The organism is Sinomicrobium pectinilyticum, assembly GCF_003725735.1.
GTDB lineage: Bacteria > Bacteroidota > Bacteroidia > Flavobacteriales > Flavobacteriaceae > Sinomicrobium > Sinomicrobium pectinilyticum.
Map to the genome: position 1 here is coordinate 33,176 of NZ_RJTM01000068.1, position 23,069 is coordinate 56,244.

Sequence of the window (23,069 nt, forward strand, 5' to 3'; positions counted from 1 at the left end):
TTGCGTTAATTGTTGATAAATTATTGTCTTTATGACTATAATATTGTATTCAATGATGTTTATCTATTCAAAAAACAGGAGGATAATGAGGACGTGCCAGGATAATTTTTATTCCATGGAAGGTTGTATAAAACATCTTTTTAAATAATTTTTTGGATTTTCCGATGGGGTATCTCACGAGTTTGAAACGGGATTATTGACTCCCTTTTGTGTAGGATTCAAATAAAAGGTATTCCGGAAAATCAAAAAAGAAGATAGGTAAAATAATAGTATAATAAAGGAGATTATTAGCCAAGCAGACTTGAGGAACAAGAATAGGATAATACAGGAGCAACAGGAAAGATATAACGGTGAAATCAGGACGAATGAAAAAGAATTGCTAAATTGGTAATCCGAATTAAGGACAAATCCCGGAAGGTCCGGGATACCCGTATTCCGGAATGTTATTGCTAAGTCCTCTGACAGATGACCACCATCCTTTTTATCTTTTACATTCTTATAACGCTGGCCTCCCTGGTAACTCTTATCCTGTATGGTACCAGGCCATCGAAGTCCTTCAGCTGGTTGCTTGTTATTATCATGCTTCCTTACATCGGTGTTTTACTGTATGTACTTTTTGGCATTAATCGCAGAAAGATAAAATTCTTTAAGCTCAAGAAAATAGACGAAATGAGAGCCTATAATTTGTTCCATGCCAACGGGAGTGATTCTTCCGTACAATTTCCTTCCGGGAAAATCCGAAAAATATCGGAAGTGATAAAAGGGAGCGCAGGTTCTTTTGCAGTAAACGGAAATGCCGTGGCCATTCTGGATAACGGGGTTAAGACATTTGAAGCTATTTTCAGTGCATTGGAAAAAGCAGAAAAGTTTATTCACATACAGTTTTATATTTTCGAAGACGGAGAATTACTGGAAAAGGTTTTCTGGCTATTCGAAAGAAAGATAAAAGAAGGAGTGGAGGTGCGGGTCATTTACGATGCCGTAGGTAGTTTTTCCCTGAGTAGAAAACATATTAAGCGTTTCCGCAAAATAGGAGTGAAAATATATTCCACTATGCCCTTGCGGTTTGGGAGCATACTTTTTACCATTAACTACAGGAATCACAGGAAAATTATAGTCATTGACGGGAAGACCGGGTTTACCGGCGGTGTTAACATTTCGGACAAATATATCAAACCGGCCGGGTATTTGGGAATATGGGACGATATGCATGTTCGTATCCAGGGACCTGCGGTAGAAAACCTGCATCGTGTTTTTGTAAAGGATTATTATTTTGCAAGTAGCGGAGAAGATCTCTGGCAACCTGAGTATTTTCCGAAAAACGGGGAAGAGGGAAAAGTTCCGGTACAGATAGTGGCAGGAGGCCCTGATTCCGATTTTTCTTCCGTAATGCACCAATATGCTACAATGATAAACCAGGCGGAAAGATCTGTCTGCATCGCAAACCCGTATTTTATTCCCAATACTACCATACTGGAAAACCTGAAGATGGCTGCATTGGGAGGAATAGAGGTAAAACTGCTTGTGCCTAAAAAATCAGATACTTCCCTGGTAAAATACAGTATGCATTCTTATTTCGAAGAATTACTTCATGCCGGAGTGAAGATCTATGAACATCCTGTTAAGTTTTTACACAGTAAAATAATCATTGTAGACAACGAAATAGCTTCTGTAGGTTCGGGTAATTTTGACAATCGTAGTTACGACCAGAATTTTGAGGTCAATGCCCTCATTTTCGATAAAGAAATTGCCGTGGATCTCAGAGAAGATTTTGAAAGGGATTGCTCCGAAGCAAAAAAACTGGAACTTGAAGAATTCCGGAAAAGGCCTTTACTGAATAAGATACTGGAAGGTATTGCCAGGATATTCAGTCCGCTTTTATAGCCGAAACTTCAGCACATATTTTTCAGCTTAATTATTGAAATGAAGTATGATATTTATAAAAAATCCGGGGAAAATTTTAAAAAAATCAGCTACTGAAAAAAGCTTCCCGAATAGCGTACTTAATCGTTTTCGTGCTTCCGGAAGCGGTGTCAATTCTGTAAAGAAATAAGAGATACACTTGTTTTTAGTCTGTATAAAGCTCCAAAAAATTGTATATTGGTATGCTTGAGTCCGCAAATGCGGGTTCGAATAAGAATTTTTCAACTTCAATATAATTGTCCAATGAAAAGACGAGATTTCGTGAAAAACACCGGGCTCCTTACCTTCGGGGCCTTTGCGATGGGGCATACCGACATGGTAGCTAATGTTTTTAAAAATAAAACCATAGACCCGTTCGGGGTACAGTTATACAGTGTAAGGGATGTATTGCCCGAAGATCCGAAAGGAGTGATGACCAAACTGGCCGGTATGGGATACAAGCAATTTGAGAGTTACGCCGGTTCCGAAGGTTTCCTGTGGGGATTGTCACCTAAGGAAATGAAGGCTTTCCTGGCTGATATCGGTGTGGATATGGTGAGTACACATTTTAACTATATGGGAGTAGCGGATAAGCCGGACGAATTGAAGAAAAATATTGAAATGGCAGAAGGTGCCGGTCTCAAATATCTGTTATCCCCGTACATCGGTGCACAGAAAAGCTGGGACGACTGGAAAAGAATTGCCGAAAATCTGAATAAAACAGGAGAAGAGGTGAGCAAAGCAGGATTGAAATTCGGTTACCACAACCACGACTATTCTTTTAAACCCCTGGAAGGAAAGCTGCCCCAGGAATACCTTCTGGAAAATACCGATCCCGATCATGTGATGTTCGAACTGGACCTTTGCTGGATAGACGTAGCAGGAGTAGACACCGCAACACACCTGAAGAAATACGGGGACCGGTACGAGCTGTGCCATATCAAGGATTATAATATGAAGGGCGGAAAACCCGCTCAGTGCGATTTGGGTAAAGGAAGTGTGAATATCCGGAAGACCATGAAAAGCGCACTGGAAAGCAATATCAAATATTTCTTAGTAGAGCAGGAGCAATACCCGGTATCTTCGTTGGAAAGCCTGGAGAAAGACGCGGTATATATGAAGGCTTTGAAAGTATAACCGCAATAAACCGGAAACATAAGATAAGATATAAAGGCTTCCCGTACAGGAGGCCTTTGTAAATAATTCCCGTAAAGTTAAACGGGAGGGCAATCAGGATTCCGTATGTCCTGATCTGAACTTTAAAGGGGTTGTACCATATTTCTCTTTAAAGATCTTCCGGAAATACTTTATACTGTTGAACCCTACTTCATAAGAAGCCTCACTGACCGAATAATGCTCGTTCCGGATGAGGTCGGCTGCTTTTTTCAATTTAACATCACGGACAAATTCGTTTATATTCTGGCCTGTAAGCGCCTTGATCTTCCGGTACAGGGAAGTCCTGCTCATTCCTATTTCTTTAATTAATAAAGCTGTGTTAACTTTGTCATTTCCCGATTGGCTCAGTATGAGCGCTTCCACCTCCTGCAGGAATTTCTTTTCTTTTTTCAGGATTGTCGAATGGCCTTCAATGGCAATCTCATTTTCCGTCTGCCGGGCATTGTTTAAAAAATAATGCTGCAATTTTACCCTGTTTTCCAGGAGGTTCTTAATCCGGGTATTCAGTATTTTGGGATTGAACGGTTTGGTTATATAAGCATCTGCACCTTTTTCAAATCCGGTATTCATACTCTCATCATTGCTTTTGGCGGTAAGGAGTATAATGGGGATGTGGCTGGTTGCTGTTTTATTTTTCAGTGTGGAACACAGGTCGATACCGTCTTTAAAAGGCATCATAACATCGGCAATGATCAGGTTCGGGATGTACTGTATGGCTTTGGCCATTCCTTCCTTACCGTCCGAAGCATGTATCAGGTCAAATTCCGACTTCAGGATGGTGTCCAGGAGTTTCAGAATTTCAGGGTTATCATCAATCAGTAAAATAACGTCCCTGTTTTTTGAAGTGGTAATGATCTTTTCTCCATCTTTATCAATTCGAAGAATTTCTGCCTCCGTAACAGATGGCTCGGGCACAGAGTATTCTATGTCTGTCGTGTGGAATAAATGGTCTTCATATTCGACATTCGCGGGTAAGCACAGCGTAAATTCCGTGATCTCATCCTTTTTACTTTCCACCGCTATATGTCCATGGTGAAGCTCTGCAAATCTTTTGGAAAGTGCCAGCCCGATCCCTGTCCCGCTTTTCTTAATACTGTTTCCGGACTTGTAATACCAGTTAAATATCTGGTCGATCTCCTGCTCATCTATTCCCGGTCCCGTGTTTTTCACCTTTATCTTAAGGAAGTTACCTTCATAAAAAAGGTCCACATTTACGGTTCCTTTCCATTTGCAGTATTTTATGGCATTGGACAGTAAATTATTGAAGATCACTTCTATTTTTTCAATGTCACATTTTAAACGGTTTTGTTGTCCTGTTATGGAAACCCGGAGATTTATCTTTTTATCTTTTGCCAGGGGCCTGTAATTTTCCACCCATTTATTAACCCTTTTCCCGATATTGTACTGACCTATGGTGAGCTGGCTTAAGCCCTCTTCGGTCTTTCTGAATTCCAGAAGCCTGTTAATGGAATTGTATAGTATTTTCGTATTCCGTTTTATAAGAAACAGGTTTTCCACCAATTCTTTTTGCTTTACTTTCTCCAGTAAATGATCTACTGGGGCAGAGATCAGGGTAAGCGGGGTTTTCAGTTCATGGGAGAAACCGGTGAAAAACCGCAGCCGCTCTTCATTGAGATCGTGTTCCAACTGGCGCTGTCTTTTCTCAAAGACCAATGAATTTCTGAGGTTCAAGCGTTCCGTATAGTATTTGATGCTGATCCAGGCGATCAGGCCGATAAACACGGTATATAGAAGGTATGCCGGCACTGTTTTCCAAAACGGGGGGATAATGGTAATGAACAGGCTTTTTACCGCTGTGTCATTACCGGGAGAATTGATCTTAATCTGAAGTTCATAGCTTCCGGGGGCGACATCCGTAAAGTTGGCCGTCCCCTGAGTATCAATCCAGAAATCGTTGTAATTTTCCAGTTTATACGAATAGGTAATGTTTTTGGCAACCGGGTACTTTAGGGCGACAAAATCGACAGAAAACGTATTCTGATCATGTCTTAAAGTGATTTTATCCTCAAAGGCGAGGGATTGTTCCAGGACTTTCTGCTTTTTGTCGTTTACATTTATCTTTTTGTTCAGTACCCTTAACTCCTGGAAAACCAGGGGGAAATCCGGGTGAGGCCTGGAAAAACCGGAAGGGTCGAAATAATTGATGCCGTTATTTCCGCCTACATAAATTATACCTTCGGGAGATTTGGTGATCGCCCCTATATTAAATCCGCCCTCGCGGATATTATCCAGGCCGGAGATATTCAGGATTTCATGTGTGCGCAGGTCGTATCTGTTCAGCCCGTTGAATGTGGAAAGCCAGACATAATTTTCATTTTCTGCTACTATGCCTGTTACGGAATTATTGCTCAACCCGTCCTTTTCGGTAATATTGGTTACGGAGCGCGATTCCGGGTCAAGTATTACCAGTCCGCCGTACCTTGTGCCTGCCAGTATTTTTCTTTCGTTGACAGGTAGAATGCAGAAAAATATATTACTCGGCATATTTTGCGTGTCATTCGAATAAAAAGATTCGAATGTATTTGTCTCCGGAGCATATTTAATGATTCCCGATCCGAATGTGGCCAGCCATAAATTTCCTGCCATGTCCTCACCGATATCACGGATATCTATTTTACCCAGTATATTCACAAAGCGGAATGTGTCCCCGGTATCATCATATCTGTAGAGCCCGCCCCGGTTGGTGCCGGCCCAGATGGCTTTATCGCGCCCTTCATAAATAACCCGGACATCACTACCGTCTTCCGGTTTACCCTGCAGATAATGTGTAAATCTTTTTTCTCCCGGTATCATACGGTTGATTCCTCCCCTGTAAGTGCCTGCCCAGACCCTGTCCTGGCTGTCCTGCAGTATGGAAAGGACATAATTATTGCTCAGGCTGGTATCATCGTTTTCATCGTGCCTGAAATGGGAATACTTCCCTGATTTGGGATCAAACAGGTCCAGTCCACCCCCGTCGGTGCCAATCCAGATCCTGCCGCTTGCTGTTTTTTCCAGTGCCCCGATACGATTGTGACTAATCGTAGCCGCTCGGGTTTCGTTATGTTGAATGACATTGATAAGTTCGCCTTCCGGGTCTACATAGTTCAATCCCGTAGGTGTTCCTATCCACATTTTCCGTTCTGCATCCATGAGTATGGAAGATACTGTTCTGTTATAAACACTGGACCCGTCATTGGAAGGCAGAAACCACCAGTTTTTTAAGGACCCCTCCGCGCGAAGAAGGGCAGGAATATCTATAATGTTCAACCCTCCGTTCCGGGTACCGATCCACATCCGGGCGTTATGGTCTTCTTCAAAGCACAGTACATCATCGTCACTTAAGCCCTTGTCACTGAAGGTGGCCTTTGCCAAACGGAGGGAATCCCCCTTCGCGGTAATTATCCCTATACCCTTGCGGGTACCTATCCAGAGGTTATTGCGGCTGTCGGTATAAAGACTGTTGATGGCAGACGATGGCAAAAAACTACTTTTACCACTTATAATACCGGTGACCGATCCTTTCTTATAATTGATCTTGTTGAGGCCATTGTCAAAAGTCCCGACCCAGAGTACGGAATCACCTTGTATGGCCATAGAAGAAATTTCATTGGATGAGAGTTTTCTATTTACAGAACTTCCCTTTTCAATAAAATGATAGGCGGAATCAAGCATTTGCACGCCTCCGCGATAGGTGCCGGCAAAAATCTGTTTATTTCCCGTCACGGCCAGGCTGCTGATACTGTTGTTCAAGAGCCCTTTCTTATCATCAATCAGCTCCAGCCGGTCGTACCGTATATTGTAGATATTAAGCCCCGCATCTGTGCCTATGAGGATTTCATTCCCGTTTTTTAGCACCAGGGACTGAACATAATTATTGGCTATACCCGCATTTTTGTTCTTTACATCTTTTTTGAATGTTTTGAAGCCGGTTCCGTCAAAACGGTTTAATCCGTCATCTGTGCCGATCCACAAAAAGCCAAGGGAATCCTGGACGATGTCATTAATGACATTATTGGAGAGCCCGGATTTGACATTTATTAAATGAAAGTGTAAATCTTTTGAGATTTCATTTTCTATCCGGACCCGCTGGGCGAATAAAACGTTCCAAAACAGTATAAATATGATCGTTATTTGAAGTTTACATATTCTCATCGTCGTCCCGCTGTTTTAATTAAAATGTAAAAATAACATTTATAAAACATGTTATATCGCAAATACGGACAATTTCTACCCTATAATTTGACAATCAGTGCCCGGTTTTATTAACACAAAATTAAGAACATTGTAATGCTGTTAAGGAACCGGGAGCATTCTCCGCTTTCCCTGAGCAGGTTAACCAACTTGTAAATTATTTAACCAAAACCACTAACGTATGTATCGAAAATTACGGAGATTAGGAAAATTGAAATGGCTTTGCACTGTATTTTTTCTAGTCATTACTTCCGTTCTTACCGCACAGGAAACGGTAATAAGAGGACGGGTTTCAGATGAGGAAGGTTCTCCTCTTCCGGGAGCATCTGTAGTCGAAAAAGGAACTACCAACGGGACTATGACCAATATAGACGGAGAATTTGATCTGAAAGTCAAACATGCCGAAAATGCTGTTCTGTTATTTTCATTTATAGGATTTAAGAAGCAGGAGGTTCCTGTAAACAATAACATTTTTATAGACGTAACACTGCAATCGGACCTGGAATCACTTGATGAGGTTGTGGTGGTAGGTTACGGTACAAAGAAAAAAGAAGAAGTAACAGGCGCCGTAAGCAGTATTAAGTCCGATGATCTGGTACGGTCTTCTTCGACTACCACGGCAGGGGCACTGGCGGGAAAAGTACAAGGAGTATCGGTAAGGGCAAAGGATGCCCGGCCCGGCAGAGGTGCTGCCATTGAAGTCAGGAACATGGGAAACCCACTCTTTGTAATTGACGGTATTCCGTATGGAGGGCAAACCGGCGGCGACTGGGTACAATCGTCAAATGTTTCCGGAAATGATGTCTTTAATTCCCTTAACCTGGAAGATATAGAAAGCATTACTATTCTGAAAGATGCTTCGGCAGCTATATACGGAATGCGGGCTGCCAGCGGGGTAGTCCTTGTAACCACCAAAAAAGGAAAGAAAAATGAAGATGTCAGGATCAATATAAACGGGTATTACGGCTGGCAGAACCTAACAAGATTCCCGAAACTCGCCAACGCCGCTCAATATACGAGAGGATTGGTGGAAGCCGCCCAGAATGCAGGTTTGGACCCTTCGACGGTGTATACACCCGAGGAATTGGCAAAATGGCAGGCAGGGACCGAACCCGGCTATCAGGGATATGATTACTATGATCTGGTAATGCGGAAAAATATTCCGCAATATCATATCAATGCCAATGTTACGGGAGGATCGGAAAAAACGAATTATTACCTTTCTGTCGGTAATACCAGTCAGGAAGCCTTGATGAAGGATTTTTCTTATGAAAGGACCAACATTCAGGCTAACCTGGAGTCCAAGGTAACCAGTCATTTAAGTATAGGTACCCAGATAAGCGGAAGAGAGGAAAAAACACGGGATGTCGGTCTTCCCGGCGGAGACGGGTATTTTGCCGCCATTCTCGGAATGTTCAGCAACATACCCACCGTAGGCCCGTATGCAAATGACAATCCGAATTATATCAATCATACCCGGGACTATTCGAGAAACCCGGCGTTGTTCGACAGGGACGTTGCCGGTTATAAAGATAATCTCGGCCGCAATCTCAATATCAACCTGTACGCTAACTATGAGTTTGATTTTGGCCTGAAAGCTAAAGGGACCGTTTCTTATAACTATACCAACAATAAATTCGACGGGTTTCAGTATACCTATGATGTATATAGCTATAACGAAGCAGCGGATACTTATGACCGGACCGGGGGAGCAGATGGCGGATGGAGATACCAGACAGAGCGGGAGGTGGTTGCCAGGTTTGCTCAATTTCAACTGGACTATTCCAAAACCTTCGGTGATCATTCCCTTTCTGTTACCGCAGCTTATGAACGATCCGATTATGAAAAAGATTTCCTGCAGCTGGGAACCAATCCTTCCAACAATTATCTTCCCCTACTGGAGTTCGATAAGCTGAATTCGTTTGCAGATGCCTGGGATTACGAAGCAAGGGCCGGTTACATCGGGCGAATAAACTACAGTTATAAAAGTAAATACCTGCTTGAATTATTAGGCCGCTACGATGGTTCTTATCTGTACCCGCCGGGACATCGCTGGGGTTTCTTTCCCGGGGTATCTCTGGGCTGGCGTGTTTCCGAAGAGCCGTTTTTCAAAGGTTTGCGGAATGTCGTGGATAATTTAAAAATAAGGGCTTCGATGGGACAAACCGGAAAAGAAGAAGGCGTAAGCATGTTCGGTTACCTCGGGGGCTATACCTGGAATAACGGAAATGCCGTACTGGACGGGAGCTTTACCACCGGTATACGACCGAGAGGGTTACCTGTAACCAACCTCTCATGGGTAAAGAACACCACCTCCAATATTGGTGTTGATGTGTCCATGTTCGATAACAAACTGACCATGACAGCCGATGTTTTCAGAATAAAGAGGACAGGAGTCCCCGCTGCGCGTTACGATGTGTTATTACCGAGCGAGGTAGGCTATTCCCTGCCTAATGAAAATCTCAATGAAAACGGCTATTACGGGAGCGAAGGAATCATCACCTACAGAAATTCTATCGGGGAACTCAATTACAATGTAAGCGGGAACTTTACATATTCACGCTATAAAAATTTAAAGAGCTACAAGCCCCGTTTCGGAAACTCCTGGGATGAGTATCGCAGTTCCGCGGAAGACCGGTGGGGTGGTATCTGGTGGGGATATCAGGTAGTAGGCCGTTTTCAGAGTGAAGAGGAGATCAGAAACCATCCTATTGATATAGACGGACAAAATAACAGGACACTTCTTCCGGGGGATTTTATCTATAAAGATGTTAACGGAGACGGTATTATTAACGGTATGGACGAACGGCCTATCGGCTATCCTACAGGCTGGGCACCGATGGTCTCTTTTGGTGGAAATATAGGACTGGACTGGAAAGGAATTGATCTGAACATCGATTTTGCCGGTGGTGCTATGCAATCCTGGTTCCAGGATTACGAGCTTCGAAATCCGTATCACGGTGGGGGAAATTCTCCCGCTTATTTATTGGAAGACCGCTGGCACCGTGCCGATCCCTACGACCCGGATAGTGAATGGATCCCCGGACGCTATCCCGCCATCCGGCAGGGACATTCCGGCCCGAATGCGAGGAACAGCGACTTCTGGCTGACCAACGTCCGGTTTTTAAGAATAAGAAATCTCGAGATCGGGTATACTTTCCCGAAAGTAATTGCGGAAAAAATTAATGCGGAAAAAGCACGCATATATGTAAGCGGGTCCAACCTGGTGTCCTTCGACAATGTTAAGAAATACGGGATTGATCCGGAAATCGAAGCAAGAGCTGCCGTGGTCTATCCGCAGCAGAGAACAGTATTGGTAGGTTTTAACTTTTCATTTTAAATCGAAGACAATGAGACATTTATTCATATTATCCCTTATAATTTCATTATTCTTTGTAAGCTGTAATAATGACAATTGGCTGGAAAGGGACCCGAAAAACATCATTACGGATGAACAGCTTTGGAATGACCCCGAACTCATCAGGTCACTCCTGGCTAATTACTACGACCGGTTACCCGCCATGCACGGCGTTTTCAATACCGGTGGTATGAGTGAAATCGATGACGCCATGTGGTCCGGTCATTTCGACGGAAACTGGCGCAATGACTTCCAGTATGGAGATGATTACGGGAGGTACTGGGATTATGGACTGATACGCGACATTAACCTGGCTCTTGACAATATAGACCAGTACAGTGTTGAGCTGGATGAAGGCGAGAAAAATCTTTACAGGGGCGAATTGCGTTTTATCCGTGCTTTTGTTTATTTCGAACTGGTAAAGCGTATGGGCGGGGTTCCCCTCGTTACCGAACAATTGATCTATGATTTTAGCGGCGATCCTTCATCGTTACAGGTGCCCCGTGCAAAAGAACATGAAATATACGATTTCATTTACGCGGAGTTAGAAGAGATTAAAACAGATCTGGAACCTAACAATGCCAGTCAGACCCGGGCCAATACTTTTACCGCCCTTGCCCTGGAAAGCAGGGCCATGTTATATGCAGCTTCCCTGGCAAAATACAATAACCAGATGGCATCACCAATTACTTTACCCGGGGGTGAAGTAGGGATACCGGCCGACAAGGCTGGAGATTATTATCAGAAATCGCTTTTGGCCTCCCGGGGGATAATTAACAGTGGTAACTACGGACTATATAACGAAAACCCCGACAAAGGGGCTAATTTCTATGAAATGCTGGTGAACAAGGGGAACAGGGAAATCATTTTTGCCAAGGATTTCGAACTCAGTCTTAAAGTCCATCGGTTTGCCTATGACAATATCGTAAGAAGCCTGACCGAAGACAATGAAGGTTCCTCCATGCTGACACCTTCCCTGAACCTTGTAGAAAGTTTTGATTATCTGGATGGGACGAATGGGAGTTTAAATTATAAGGACAGCAATCAGGAATACGTTCCTTATGAAAACATAAACGATATTTTTGAAAATAAAGATGCCCGTCTGTACGGAACGGTGGTCTATCCCGGAACCAATTTTAAAAGTACCCCGGTAAGTGTGCAGGCAGGGATTGCCCTGTGGGAAAACGGAAAATATGAATTCCGCGCAGCTCCCAACCTGGGGGACCGGTATGAAGATGGCAATTTATGGACCGGTTTTGACGGTCCGCAGGACAATGCCCAGTTTGTCAGCAACACCGGTTTTTATATGCGCAAGTTTGTTAGCGAAGCGGCCGGGGCAAGTACCCGGGGAGTTTCCGCACAAAACTGGTGGCCCTGGTTCCGGATGGGAGAAATATACCTGAATGCCGCCGAAGCCGCTTTTGAAACAGGACAACAGGGTGAAGCTTTGGATTATATCAATACACTGCGTGAACGCGCAGGTTTCCCGGAAAACAGTATCAGCAATCTAACGATGGAGATGATCCGGAAGGAACGCAGGGTAGAACTTGCTTTTGAAGATCACCGGTTTTTCGACCTGAAAAGATGGAGGATGGCTCACGAGGTTTGGAACGGCAGTGATGATAGCGAAGATGCCGTGGTTTACGGGTTGTATCCCTACCGGATTGTGCGTCCGGGCCATGCGGACAACAACAAGTACATCTTCAATAAAATAAGGCCCACACGATTCAGAAGAGCGAGGTTTTTTCGTTTTGCCAACTACTATGCGTCCATAGACCCGAATGTTCTTAACAATAATCCGAAATTGGTAAGAAACCCTTTCCATTAACGGAGTTGACCGGGGAACGGGGATGTCTGGTAATGACAGATATATTCGTTCCTCCTCATATTCCGAATGTTAAAAATGAAACCGACAGTCTTTAAAAATACGAACACATGAATGCAATTAACAAAAATATAACCCGGCTGGTACTGGCTTTGTGCCTTATAACATTAGTAGCGGGTTGTGATTATGACAATTTTGAAGAACCCGCCGCTGTCCTTGAAGGGAACGTTGTATATGAAGGGCAGCCCGTAGGTGTCCGTACCAACGGCCCCCAGCTGGAATTATGGCAGGATGGATATGCCCTGGATAAAAATATTCCGGTATATATTGCCCAGGACGGCAGTTATTCGGTATCCTTGTTTAACGGGGAATATAAGATGGTGGTCAAAGAAGGAGGCCCTTGGGTCCCCGAACTGAACGACACCATTGTTATCCGGGTTAACGGCAGAACTGAATTTGATGTTCCCGTAACACCTTATTTTACAGTCAACAATGAGAGTTTTCAGGTAAATGGCAATTCCGTAACGGTCAATTTTACCATTGAGAAGATCGTTGAAACCACCAATCTTCAATCGGTAAATATTTATTTTGGTACCGCTGTTCTTACCGATCAGAACAAAAATGAATATGTAGCAAATGTAGATATCGGGAGTATTACAACAGGACAACCGACCACGGTCAGCATTGATATTCCAGAGCACCTTCAAGGGGCCGGGTATTTGTTTGCGCGCATTGGGGTAAGATCAACGCAGGCCAATGAATTTTACTATTCACATGTTGAAAAAATAGAATTATAGAGATCAGGGCGAAGAGATTATGGTCTCTATAATTCGTTTTTTTTAATTGCTTTAATAATCATAAAATTGAATGTTTTGTAAATACATAAAAACATCTGACTGTTTGCCCTCTGTAATCTTAAACCATGAAAATAAATAATTGCCGGCTTTTATTTATAGCTATACAGTTTACCATTAGTTTTTGTTTCATCTCATGCAGGAATAAACCTGGCACAGACGCGGCTCCGATCTCCGAAATACAGACCGGGGTATTGCAGTTCGAAATTGATCCGGGCACGACCTACCAGATCATTGATAATTTTGGGGCCTCGGATGCCTGGTCTTGTCAGTTTGTCGGGCAGTGGCCTTTAGCAAAAAAAGAAAAGATCGCCGACCTGCTTTTTAGCAAACAAATGGACCCGAACGGGAACCCTGAAGGTATCGGCCTGTCATTATGGAGGTTTAATCTCGGAGCCGGAAGTGCACGGCAGGGTATGGCCAGCGGTATAAAAGATGAATGGCGAAGAACAGGGTCCTTTTTGCGAGAAGATGGTACATATGACTGGAACAGGCAAAAAGGACAGGTGTGGTTTGCCCGTGCTGCCAAAGAGCGCGACGTGGAAAATTTCCTGATATTTTCCAACAGCCCGCCGGTCAGCCTGACCAGGAATGGCAAAGCCTATGCCGATAACGGGAATCGTTCGAACCTTTCCCCGGAGAATTATAATGAATTTGCGCGTTATTTGGCCCGGGCCACCGAGGGACTCGGAAACATGGGATTGACCGTGGATGTTATCAGCCCTGTTAATGAACCTCAGTGGGATTGGGACGAGGGAGGACAGGAAGGTACGTCTTTCCGGAATAACGAGATAGCTGCAATCACCAGGCTATTGGATAAAGAACTGGAAAAAAGGGGGCTGAATACAAAGATCGACATTGCCGAAGCAGGTCAGATCAATTATTTATACGAAACCGCGGGTAAAGCACAAAGAGGAGCCCAGATAGAAGCCTTTTTCCGGAAAAGTTCGGAAAATTATGTAGGAGACCTGTCGCATCTGGGCCGGGTAATATCCGGGCACAGTTATTTTACCACTTCACCCCGTTCCGAATTGGTCCGGCAAAGAGAAGAACTTGCCAAAACCTTGAAAAAATATCCCGGTCTTAAATATTGGATGTCGGAATATTGTATTTTAGGAGATAATAACAACGAGATAAAAGGTAATGACAGAGATCTTGGCATAGGCCCGGCACTTTATCTCGCCAGGGTAATACATCACGATCTCGTTGTGGCGAATGCCTCTGCCTGGCATTGGTGGTTGGCGGTCTCTCCTTATGATTACAAAGACGGGTTGATATATATAGACAAAAATAAGGCCGACGGAAATATCTGCGAAAGCAAAATGCTTTGGGCTTTGGGAAATTACAGCCGGTTTATCAGGCCGGGATTTCAACGTGTCAAAGTAATGAAAACCAGTGCCGGAAATACAGGTGATCTGCTGGTATCGGGATACAGGGATGTTGAAAATAAAGAATTAATTCTGGTGGCAATAAATTCAGGACAGGAGGATGTAAAAGTGAATTTTATCCCGACAGAGAAGTTTCCGGGCCCCGTCCGGTCCTATGTGACCTCGGCAGGGAAAAACCTGGAACATGCAGACATCCGGAAAGGAAAGGAGCTGGTGATTCCGGGAAGTTCAATAGTTACCCTTGTATATAACAATTAAAAAAGGATCAATTAATAAATCTATTTATCTTAACAGACTAAACCTATCCTGTGCTATGATGAAAAAGACCGTTTTGCCCTTTCTCTTTTCTTTGCTTTTCACAATAATGTACGCCCAGAAGCGCAACGAATGGGAAGATCCCACTGTAATTGACCGTAACAAAATTGAAGGGCGTAGTGATTTTGTGTTATATGAGTCGGCTTCGGAAGCTTTAAAGAAAGATCCGGCCTCATCCCGTTTTTACAAAAGCCTTAACGGCACCTGGAAATTCCATATTGTAAAATATCCGGGCCAGCGTCCGAAGGATTTTTATAAAGTAGGTCTGGACGACAAGGACTGGAATGATATTCCGGTACCTTCCAACTGGGAATTAGAAGGATTTGATATTCCCATTTATACCAATATTACCTATCCGTTCCCGAAAAATCCACCCTATATCGGTTACCCGGCCCAACCCTCTAATAAAGAATTGTCGTCTGCCGGGTCCGTCAGCCTGAATTCGGCAGACAGAAAAGACAGTGAGGAAACATATAACCCCGTCGGCTCCTATAGGCGCACATTTACAATTCCTGACGATTGGAAAGGCAGGGAGATCATCCTGAGGTTCGGTTCGGTTTCCGGCTATGCGAGGATATTTGTCAACGGCAAAGAGGCCGGAATGACCAAGGTTTCCAAAACCCCGGCAGAATTTGATATCACCCCTTTGATAAAAGAGGGGGAAAACCTGCTGGCCGTCCAGGTTTTTCGCTGGCATGACGGCAGTTATCTCGAAGACCAGGATTTCTGGCGTTTAAGCGGTATCGAACGCGATGTTTACCTGCAGGCCATGCCAAAAACCACAATCTGGGATTACTTTCTGACCAGCGGGCTCACCCGTAATTATACCGACGGAAATTTCAGTGCAAATGTAAAACTGAAAGAATTCGGAAAAAGCAATATTAAGAAAGCCAGGGTGAAGGTAGCCCTCTACGATCCGAAGGGAAAAGAAATTTATGCAGAAACCAAAGGGGTCGGTGGGCTCACCGGGGAAATACACTTTCAAAAAATAATTCCGGACGTTGAAAGATGGAGTGGGGAAGACCCACAACTGTATTCATATACCATAAGCCTTTTAGACCAGGACAATAAAGAAGTAGCCGCATTAGCGGGAAAGACCGGGTTCAGGGAAGTGGAAATTAAGGATGCCCGGTTGATGGTCAACGGAAAGCCCATTACCGTAAAGGGGGTAAACCTGCACGAACACCACGGAATAAAAGGCCATGTGCCCGACCGGGAAATGATGCGTAAGGATATGGAAGTGATGAAGCAGAATAACATCAACGCCATCCGGATGAGCCACTATCCGCACGATACGTATATCTATGATCTGGCAGACGAATATGGGATGTATATCGTTGACGAAGCCAATATCGAGACCCATGGTATGGGCGCCGAGTGGCAGGGGAATTTCGATAAATCCAGGCATCCGGCCTATCTGGAAGAATGGGCGCCGGCACATATGGACCGCATGCAGCGTATGGTGGAATTTCACAAAAACCACCCGTCCGTTATTATCTGGTCGCTCGGTAACGAAAGCGGGAACGGCCCGGTCTTCTACGATGGTTACGACTGGATAAAAAAGCGCGATACCACTCGGATGGTGCAGTTTGAACAAGCCGGTGAAAACCGCAATACCGATATCGTTTGCCCTATGTACCCCTCCATAAGCCATATGAAAGCATATGCAGAGGACAGCACCAAAGAACGGCCGTTTATCATGTGCGAATATGCGCATGCCATGGGAAACAGCACCGGAAATTTTCAGGAATATTGGGACATCATTGACAGCAGCCCCCACATGCAAGGCGGCTTTATCTGGGATTGGGTGGACCAGGGACTGAAAGCAGAGACGGTAGATGGAAGAGAGTTTTGGGCCTATGGAGGTGATCTCGGAGGGGAAAACCTGCAAAACGACGAGAATTTTAATGCCAACGGGCTGGTAACTGCCGACCGGAAACCACATCCCGGGTTGATGGAAGTAAAGAAAGTATACCAGAATATCCGGTTTACTCTGGAAGGCAATACCATAGGTGTAAAAAATGGGTTCGATTTTACCAACCTGGATAATTTTGATTTCCGATGGAAACTGATGGCGGACGGGGAAGTAGTAAAAACCGGGACCTTTACCATAGAGGCAGCCCCCAATACCACCAAAACCGTAAATGTTGATCTTCCGGAGCCGGAGGACAAAGAATATTTCCTGCAGGTATTTGCCTATACCAGAATGGCAGACAGGATGGTCCCTGCCGGGCATGAAATAGCCAGGGAGCAGTTTAAAGTGGGACAGGGTTCTTTCTTTGACCATCCCGGCGATAATACCGCAGGTACACTCCTGGTAAAACACCAGGGAGACCTTCTTCACTTTACCGCCGGCCGGATAGAAGGAACTTTCAATACGGGGACCGGAACCTTCGAAAGTTATCGTGTAACCGGCAGTCCGCAAGGCCTCGTATCGGTATTTCCGCAACCCTGTTTCTGGCGGGCTCCTACCGATAATGATTTTGGGAACGGGATGCCGGAACAACTGAAAGCCTGGAAAATGGCAACATACCAATCAGAAGTAGTTAAGGTGGAAGCCGGGGAAAAAACGGACAAGGGACAGCCCATTGTTGTTACATACCAACTGGCCGGAGTGGAAGTACCTTATACAGTAAACTATCTGTTGAAAAACAACGGCGATATTAAAGTAACCGCCAGAATAAATACCAACAAAGAACTTCCCGAGCTCCCGCGTTTCGGGATGCGTATGGTCCTTCCCGGAGCTTATGATACATTGGAATATTACGGTAGAGGCCCCTGGGAAAATTACGCGGACCGGAATACGGCTTCTTTCCTCGGAATATATGAAGATAAAGTAGCAAACCAGTTTACCTGGGAATATATCCGTCCGCAGGAGTGCGGGTATAAGACCGACGTCCGCTGGTTACGGTTGAAAAACAAAGCCGGTGACGGAATTCAGATTACCGGGGAACAGCCTTTGGGGTTCAGTGCGCTGAATATAGCCACGGAAGACCTGGACCCGGGAGAGCGGAAATCCCAGCGCCACCCTACCGATCTTAAAGTGCATGACAAGGTATTCCTGCATGTAGATTATAGACAGCGCGGCGTGGGCGGCGATGACAGTTGGGGGAGACACCCGCATAAATCATATCGCCTGGAAGGCAATTCCTATAGCTATTCATATACTGTGAGTTTATTGAAAGGATTGTAACGGATAGTATACCCACCGAAAAAAGCAATGGGTACGTATTAATATATTTTTTAATCGTATATTTAACACTTATAACCGTTAAAAACCAAAATCAAATTGATTATGAATAAGACTTTGCGCTCCTGTACGAAGTTTCTCCTGTCTGTCGTTCTTCTTTTGAACCTTGTTTCCTGCCAGACGAATAAAGAGGCCGGGGGGTATTCGGCTTACCTGTTTACATACTTTACCGGGAACGGCCAGGGAGAAGAAGCCATCCGCTATGCCATAAGCAAAGACGGCTATAACTATTATGCCCTCAACAATGACGAACCTATCGTGGCGTCCGGAGAAATAAGCACTACAGGTGGCGTACGCGATCCGCATATCCTTCGCAAGGAAGATAACAGTGGTTTTTATATGGTGGTTACGGATTTACTGACCAAAAACGGCTGGAGCAATACGGCTATGGTCTTGATGAAGTCCGGCGATCTTATTGACTGGTCCGGTACCGTAATTGACATTCCGCAGACCTATCCGGAATTTTCGGAGGTCCACCGGGTATGGGCACCCCAGACCATCTATGATGAGGCGAGGGGGAAATATATGGTATATTTTTCCATGCTGGAACCGGATAGCTATGACAAGATCTATTATGCATATGTCAACGACGATTTTACTGCGTTGGAAGAAGCCCCCAAACAATTGTTTTTCAACCCGACCGAAAAAGCGTGTATTGACGGGGACATAGTTAAAAAAGATGGAAAATTCTACCTGTTCTACAAGACTGAAGGAGATACGGATAAAGGAATAAAAGTGGCGGTTTCCGATGCGCTGACCTCCGGGTACAAGCCGGAACCGGGCAATGTGGACCGGACGGATAAACCGGTGGAAGGTTCAGGAGTATTTAAACTGATAGGTACCGATACCTATATACTGATGTATGATGTCTATACCAGCGGGGAGTACCAGTTTACCAAAAGTACTGATCTCAAAGAATTCGAGGTTGTCGATGAGCAGGTATCCATGAATTTCCATCCCCGGCATGGTACCGTTATCCCGATAACACAGGCAGAACTGGAACGTTTGCTCCGGAAATTCCCGTCACGTGATATCTCCCCGGTGCTGACCGCTTCCAACCCGGCCATCAAAACAAACAATATAGTAATAGACAGTAAAGAGAAAAGCATTTACCTGCCGGTAAAGGGCGGACATGACCTGTCCGCATTCGACCCTAGTTTCGTAACACTTCCCGGTACGGAAATACAGCCCGGTGGTGCCCGGGATTTCACCGAAGGAAATGTGGATTACCAATTGACATTTGGCGGCACCACCGAAGTTTATAAAGTTGTTGCAGAGACAGCTAATAACCCGGTAGTAGAAGGCTACTATGCCGATCCCGAGATCATATATTCCGAAAAAGAAGGAAAGTTTTACCTCTATCCCACCAGTGACGGGTTTAACAACTGGTCCGGGACCTATTTTAAGACATTCTCTTCCGAAGACCTGGTAAACTGGAAAGACGAAGGCACGATTCTGGACCTTCGGGAAGACGTTCCCTGGACCGGTCGCAATGCCTGGGCCCCTGCGATGATAGAGAAAAAAACGGACGGGGCTTACAAATACTATTACTATTATACCGCAGCACAACAGATTGGTGTTGCCGTAAACGATGAACCTTTCGGGACGTTTAAGGATAAGGGGGAAGCTTTGATCTCGGAATTTCCGCAGGGCATAAAGAACGGCCAGAATATAGACCCGGATGTTTTCGAAGATCCGCAAACCGGGAAAAGTTACCTGTACTGGGGGAATGGTTTCATGGCTGTTACCGAATTGAATGAAGACATGATGTCCGTCAAAAAAGGGACCACGAAAGTCATAACGCCCGATGAAACATTCCGTGAAGGGACAGAAGTGTTTTTCCGGGATGGCAAATATTATTTTCTGTGGTCCGAAGACGACACTCGCAGCCCGGATTACAAGGTAAGATATGCAATGGCCGACAGCCCGGTGGGGCCGTTGGAGATACCCCGAAACAACATTGTTATTCGGAAAGACGAAAAAAACAGGATACTCGCTACCGGGCATAACTCCGTGATACAGGTTCCAGGAAAAGACGAGTGGTATATTATTTACCATCGTTTCACCAGGCCCGGCGGGGAACGGATGGGAAGGGCGGCAGGTTTTCACCGTGAAGTATGTATAGACAGCCTGACGTTTGATGATAAGGGTTATATCAAAGAAGTCATACCAAGCCTGAAGGGAATTTCCGGTGTGGAAACGGATTAACAGGGCCATAGCACATATGAACAGGTCCTGCGATGCAGGGAAAGACCGGCACAGGCATCAACTTTAATAGGATGGACGTCAACTTTTGTATGGGGGATGCCAACTTTTGTACAGGGGATACTAACTTTAGCTACGGGTATCCTGCTATGACGAACTGTTTGAAGTTAGAAACCATTCATCCAGCATTATCAGGATGTCACGCCCGGGTTTATGATCAATCATCCTTTTATCCCCTTAACCACTGCTTGAATTCCGAAGCCTTGTTTTTACTTATGATGATGTCGATAGGCGACCTGGGGCTGACCTCTATTTTCAATTGGTTGTTCCCGTATTTGTAGATTTTATCAATGCTGTTGATCGAGAGGATGAAACGGCGGTTTGCCCGGAAAAACAGCGAACTGTCCAGGTCGGAGTAAACTTCTTCCAGGCTGTTGTTACTGTGAAAGATCCTGCCGTCCCTGCAACAAATATGGGTAACGGTATTCTCCATGTATATAAAGGCGATGTTCTCCGGCTCTATAGAAACGATCTCATCTTTCACATAAGTCAATAACCTTTTTTTGACAAAATTGTTTTCCTGGCTTTCTTCCGGATCATTTTTACCTGTGTTTTCCTTATCCTCCATTTTCTGTTTGTACAGGATGAGGTCGTGGTTCAGCCGGGAAAGGGTGACGATCTCCCTGGATAGCCCTTCGTTCTTTATTTCCAGTCCTTTTTCGTATCGCCTGCTGATAAGGCGTACCATAAACAGGGACATCAATACGATCAGCATGCCCGAAACGGCATAGGCAACGATAAAATTGCTCTTCAACCGCTGCATTCGCCCTTTAATATGGTCTATGTTGGCATGGGCAGCGACGATCCAATCCGTATTTTTCACCGGGTAGAGGTAAATGATCTCCGAACCCCTTCCTTCATCCGAAAATTCACGGATACCTCCCGTTTCCTTTTTTTGTTTCAGGAGGTTGTACAGGTCGTAAGGGTCCGGCTCCGTATATACGGCCGGCTGTACGAAAGACTCTTCCGGCAATATCTGCTGCCCTATCTTTTCCGGGTTGGGATGACAGATCTCCACTCCCGACCAGTTGAACATGCATACAAAACCCGATTCCATACTCGTATTTTCCAGGCTCCTTTGCAGGTTGTCGATCACCTGCTCCTTAGACAGGCCGTTCTCCAGCTGGAACTGTACGAGGGAGGAAACTTCACTTGCCTCCCGTTTGCTCGATTCGATCTGCGTCTGCAAAAAGTGATTGGTAGATATCTCCAGCAGGTAGTTCATACTAAAATAACCTACGATAAAGGTTACGATAGCAAGGCCTAAAAAAGTAAAGAAATAGACTTGGTCTTTTTTCATACAAAGGGTAGTATTTTACGACGTGCAAAATACGGATTTTAAGAAAAACTTAACAAATTAAACAGGAAGATTATTTCCCCAGGTACATTTAACCGCGTTTTTTCCTTTTTATACACCATTTTTTCCCTCTCGTTAAAGTTTATTATGTGTAATGATTTTGATTTCAGTTAATTTGGTGTGTTAAAACTAAAATAAATTTAAGCCATGAAAAAACTCTTCTTTTTACTGACAGCTGCTGTTTTTACCCTTTATTCCTGTAGTAGCGATGATGATTCTTCTTCTACGCCGGATCCGGACCCCACAGGGAACAGCATTCAACTGACAGAAAATTCCGAACACGGAATGATCCTTACCGATAATGAAGGAATGACCCTGTATTTCTTTTCCGATGATTCCGGTGAGGTGTCTACCTGTACAGAAGGGTGCCTGAGCGTCTGGCCCGTATTCTATGCCGGAGACATTACCGTGGACGAAGGACTGGATGCTGATGACTTTGCAACCATAACACGGGGTGACGGAGAAAAACAGACCACCTACAAAGGATGGCCGTTATACTATTTTGCGAACGATAGTGAGGCCGGGGATGTTAACGGAGACGGGGTAGGCGATATATGGTACGTTGCCAAACCCGATTATTCGCTGATGTACGTCCACGCCCAATTGGTAGGGCATGACGGCAAAAACTACATTGTGGATGCTGAGGGAAATTATGTAGAAGGAGTAGGCGATACCTTCTATATTACCGATCCGGAGGGAAATACCCTGTATGCGTTTATAAATGATACGAAGGACAATAATAATTTTACAAACGAGGATTTCTCCAATGATGCCGTATGGCCTGTTTTTCATTTAGACCTGGACAGGCTCCCCAGTATACTGAACGCGGATGATTTTAACACCATCAGCGTCCACGGAGAGCGCGATCAATTGACGTATAAAGGCTGGCCCATGTATTATTTTGGACAGGATGAAGCCAAGGGCGATAACAAGGGGATCAGCTTCCCGAACCCCGGGGTATGGCCCATAGTGAACACCGGATCTGCCGAAGCCCCGGAAGCTAGTAACAAGGGATAACGTAAATAATTCTAAAAAAGAGAGAACTAAAAAGTCCCGAACTTCTGTTAAAACCACAAAGCAGGCACAAAGAAACTAAAAAGTTAAATATATCGTAATCAAACGCTTATTCCTTTGTGAGTTTTGTGTATTCTTTGCTGACTTTGTGGTTAAAAATCTTTTTAGTTC

At 44.6% G+C, this 23,069-nt stretch carries 11 protein-coding genes; 9 read left to right on the forward strand and 2 right to left on the reverse strand.

Going from position 1 to position 23,069, the window contains the following annotated elements:
• Positions 1–465 precede the first annotated feature (465 nt).
• Positions 466–1,884: a cardiolipin synthase gene (cls, locus tag ED312_RS09425; RefSeq protein ID WP_123215756.1), complete on the forward strand. Its 1,419-nt coding sequence runs from the start codon at positions 466–468 to the stop codon at positions 1,882–1,884.
• A 282-nt stretch (positions 1,885–2,166) separates the two neighbouring features.
• Positions 2,167–3,039 (forward strand): sugar phosphate isomerase/epimerase family protein, encoded by an 873-nt coding sequence (locus ED312_RS09430; RefSeq protein ID WP_123215757.1) that lies wholly within the window; start codon positions 2,167–2,169, stop codon positions 3,037–3,039.
• Between the two features lie 93 nt (positions 3,040–3,132).
• On the opposite strand, the gene ED312_RS09435 is transcribed toward ED312_RS09430, so the two are convergent.
• The gene (locus ED312_RS09435) at positions 3,133–7,233 is read right to left on the reverse strand and encodes a hybrid sensor histidine kinase/response regulator transcription factor (RefSeq protein ID WP_123215758.1); all 4,101 of its coding nucleotides are present in this window, start codon (positions 7,231–7,233) and stop codon (positions 3,133–3,135) included.
• A 220-nt stretch (positions 7,234–7,453) separates the two neighbouring features.
• Here ED312_RS09435 and ED312_RS09440 point away from each other — a divergent pair, with 220 nt between their 5' ends.
• The 6 genes from ED312_RS09440 (at position 7,454) to ED312_RS09465 (ending at position 20,470) form a co-directional block, all read left to right on the forward strand.
• Positions 7,454–10,612, forward strand: coding sequence for a SusC/RagA family TonB-linked outer membrane protein (locus ED312_RS09440; RefSeq protein ID WP_123215759.1), 3,159 nt, complete (start codon positions 7,454–7,456; stop codon positions 10,610–10,612).
• A gap of 10 nt (positions 10,613–10,622) precedes the next feature.
• Positions 10,623–12,458 carry a RagB/SusD family nutrient uptake outer membrane protein gene (locus tag ED312_RS09445; RefSeq protein ID WP_123215760.1) on the forward strand — a complete coding sequence of 612 codons (1,836 nt, stop codon included), beginning with the start codon at positions 10,623–10,625 and terminating at the stop codon, positions 12,456–12,458.
• A 107-nt stretch (positions 12,459–12,565) separates the two neighbouring features.
• On the forward strand, positions 12,566–13,252 hold the full coding sequence (locus ED312_RS09450) for a DUF3823 domain-containing protein (RefSeq protein WP_123215761.1): 687 nt from the start codon (positions 12,566–12,568) through the stop codon (positions 13,250–13,252).
• A gap of 125 nt (positions 13,253–13,377) precedes the next feature.
• Positions 13,378–14,955: a glycoside hydrolase gene (locus tag ED312_RS09455; protein WP_123215762.1), complete on the forward strand. Its 1,578-nt coding sequence runs from the start codon at positions 13,378–13,380 to the stop codon at positions 14,953–14,955.
• A gap of 58 nt (positions 14,956–15,013) precedes the next feature.
• Positions 15,014–18,205: a glycoside hydrolase family 2 TIM barrel-domain containing protein gene (locus ED312_RS09460; protein ID WP_123215763.1), complete on the forward strand. Its 3,192-nt coding sequence runs from the start codon at positions 15,014–15,016 to the stop codon at positions 18,203–18,205.
• A gap of 102 nt (positions 18,206–18,307) precedes the next feature.
• Complete coding sequence (locus tag ED312_RS09465) at positions 18,308–20,470, forward strand: family 43 glycosylhydrolase (protein WP_123215764.1); 2,163 nt, start codon at positions 18,308–18,310, stop codon at positions 20,468–20,470.
• Positions 20,471–20,696: 226 nt separating this feature from the next.
• On the opposite strand, the gene ED312_RS09470 is transcribed toward ED312_RS09465, so the two are convergent.
• A complete protein-coding gene (locus tag ED312_RS09470; protein WP_123215765.1) occupies positions 20,697–21,827 on the reverse strand; it encodes a LytTR family transcriptional regulator in 1,131 nt (376 codons plus the stop codon).
• Between the two features lie 204 nt (positions 21,828–22,031).
• Between ED312_RS09470 and ED312_RS09475 the strand changes: the two genes are divergently transcribed.
• A complete protein-coding gene (locus tag ED312_RS09475) occupies positions 22,032–22,901 on the forward strand; it encodes a hypothetical protein (RefSeq protein ID WP_123215766.1) in 870 nt (289 codons plus the stop codon).
• The last annotated feature ends 168 nt before the right edge of the window (positions 22,902–23,069 follow it).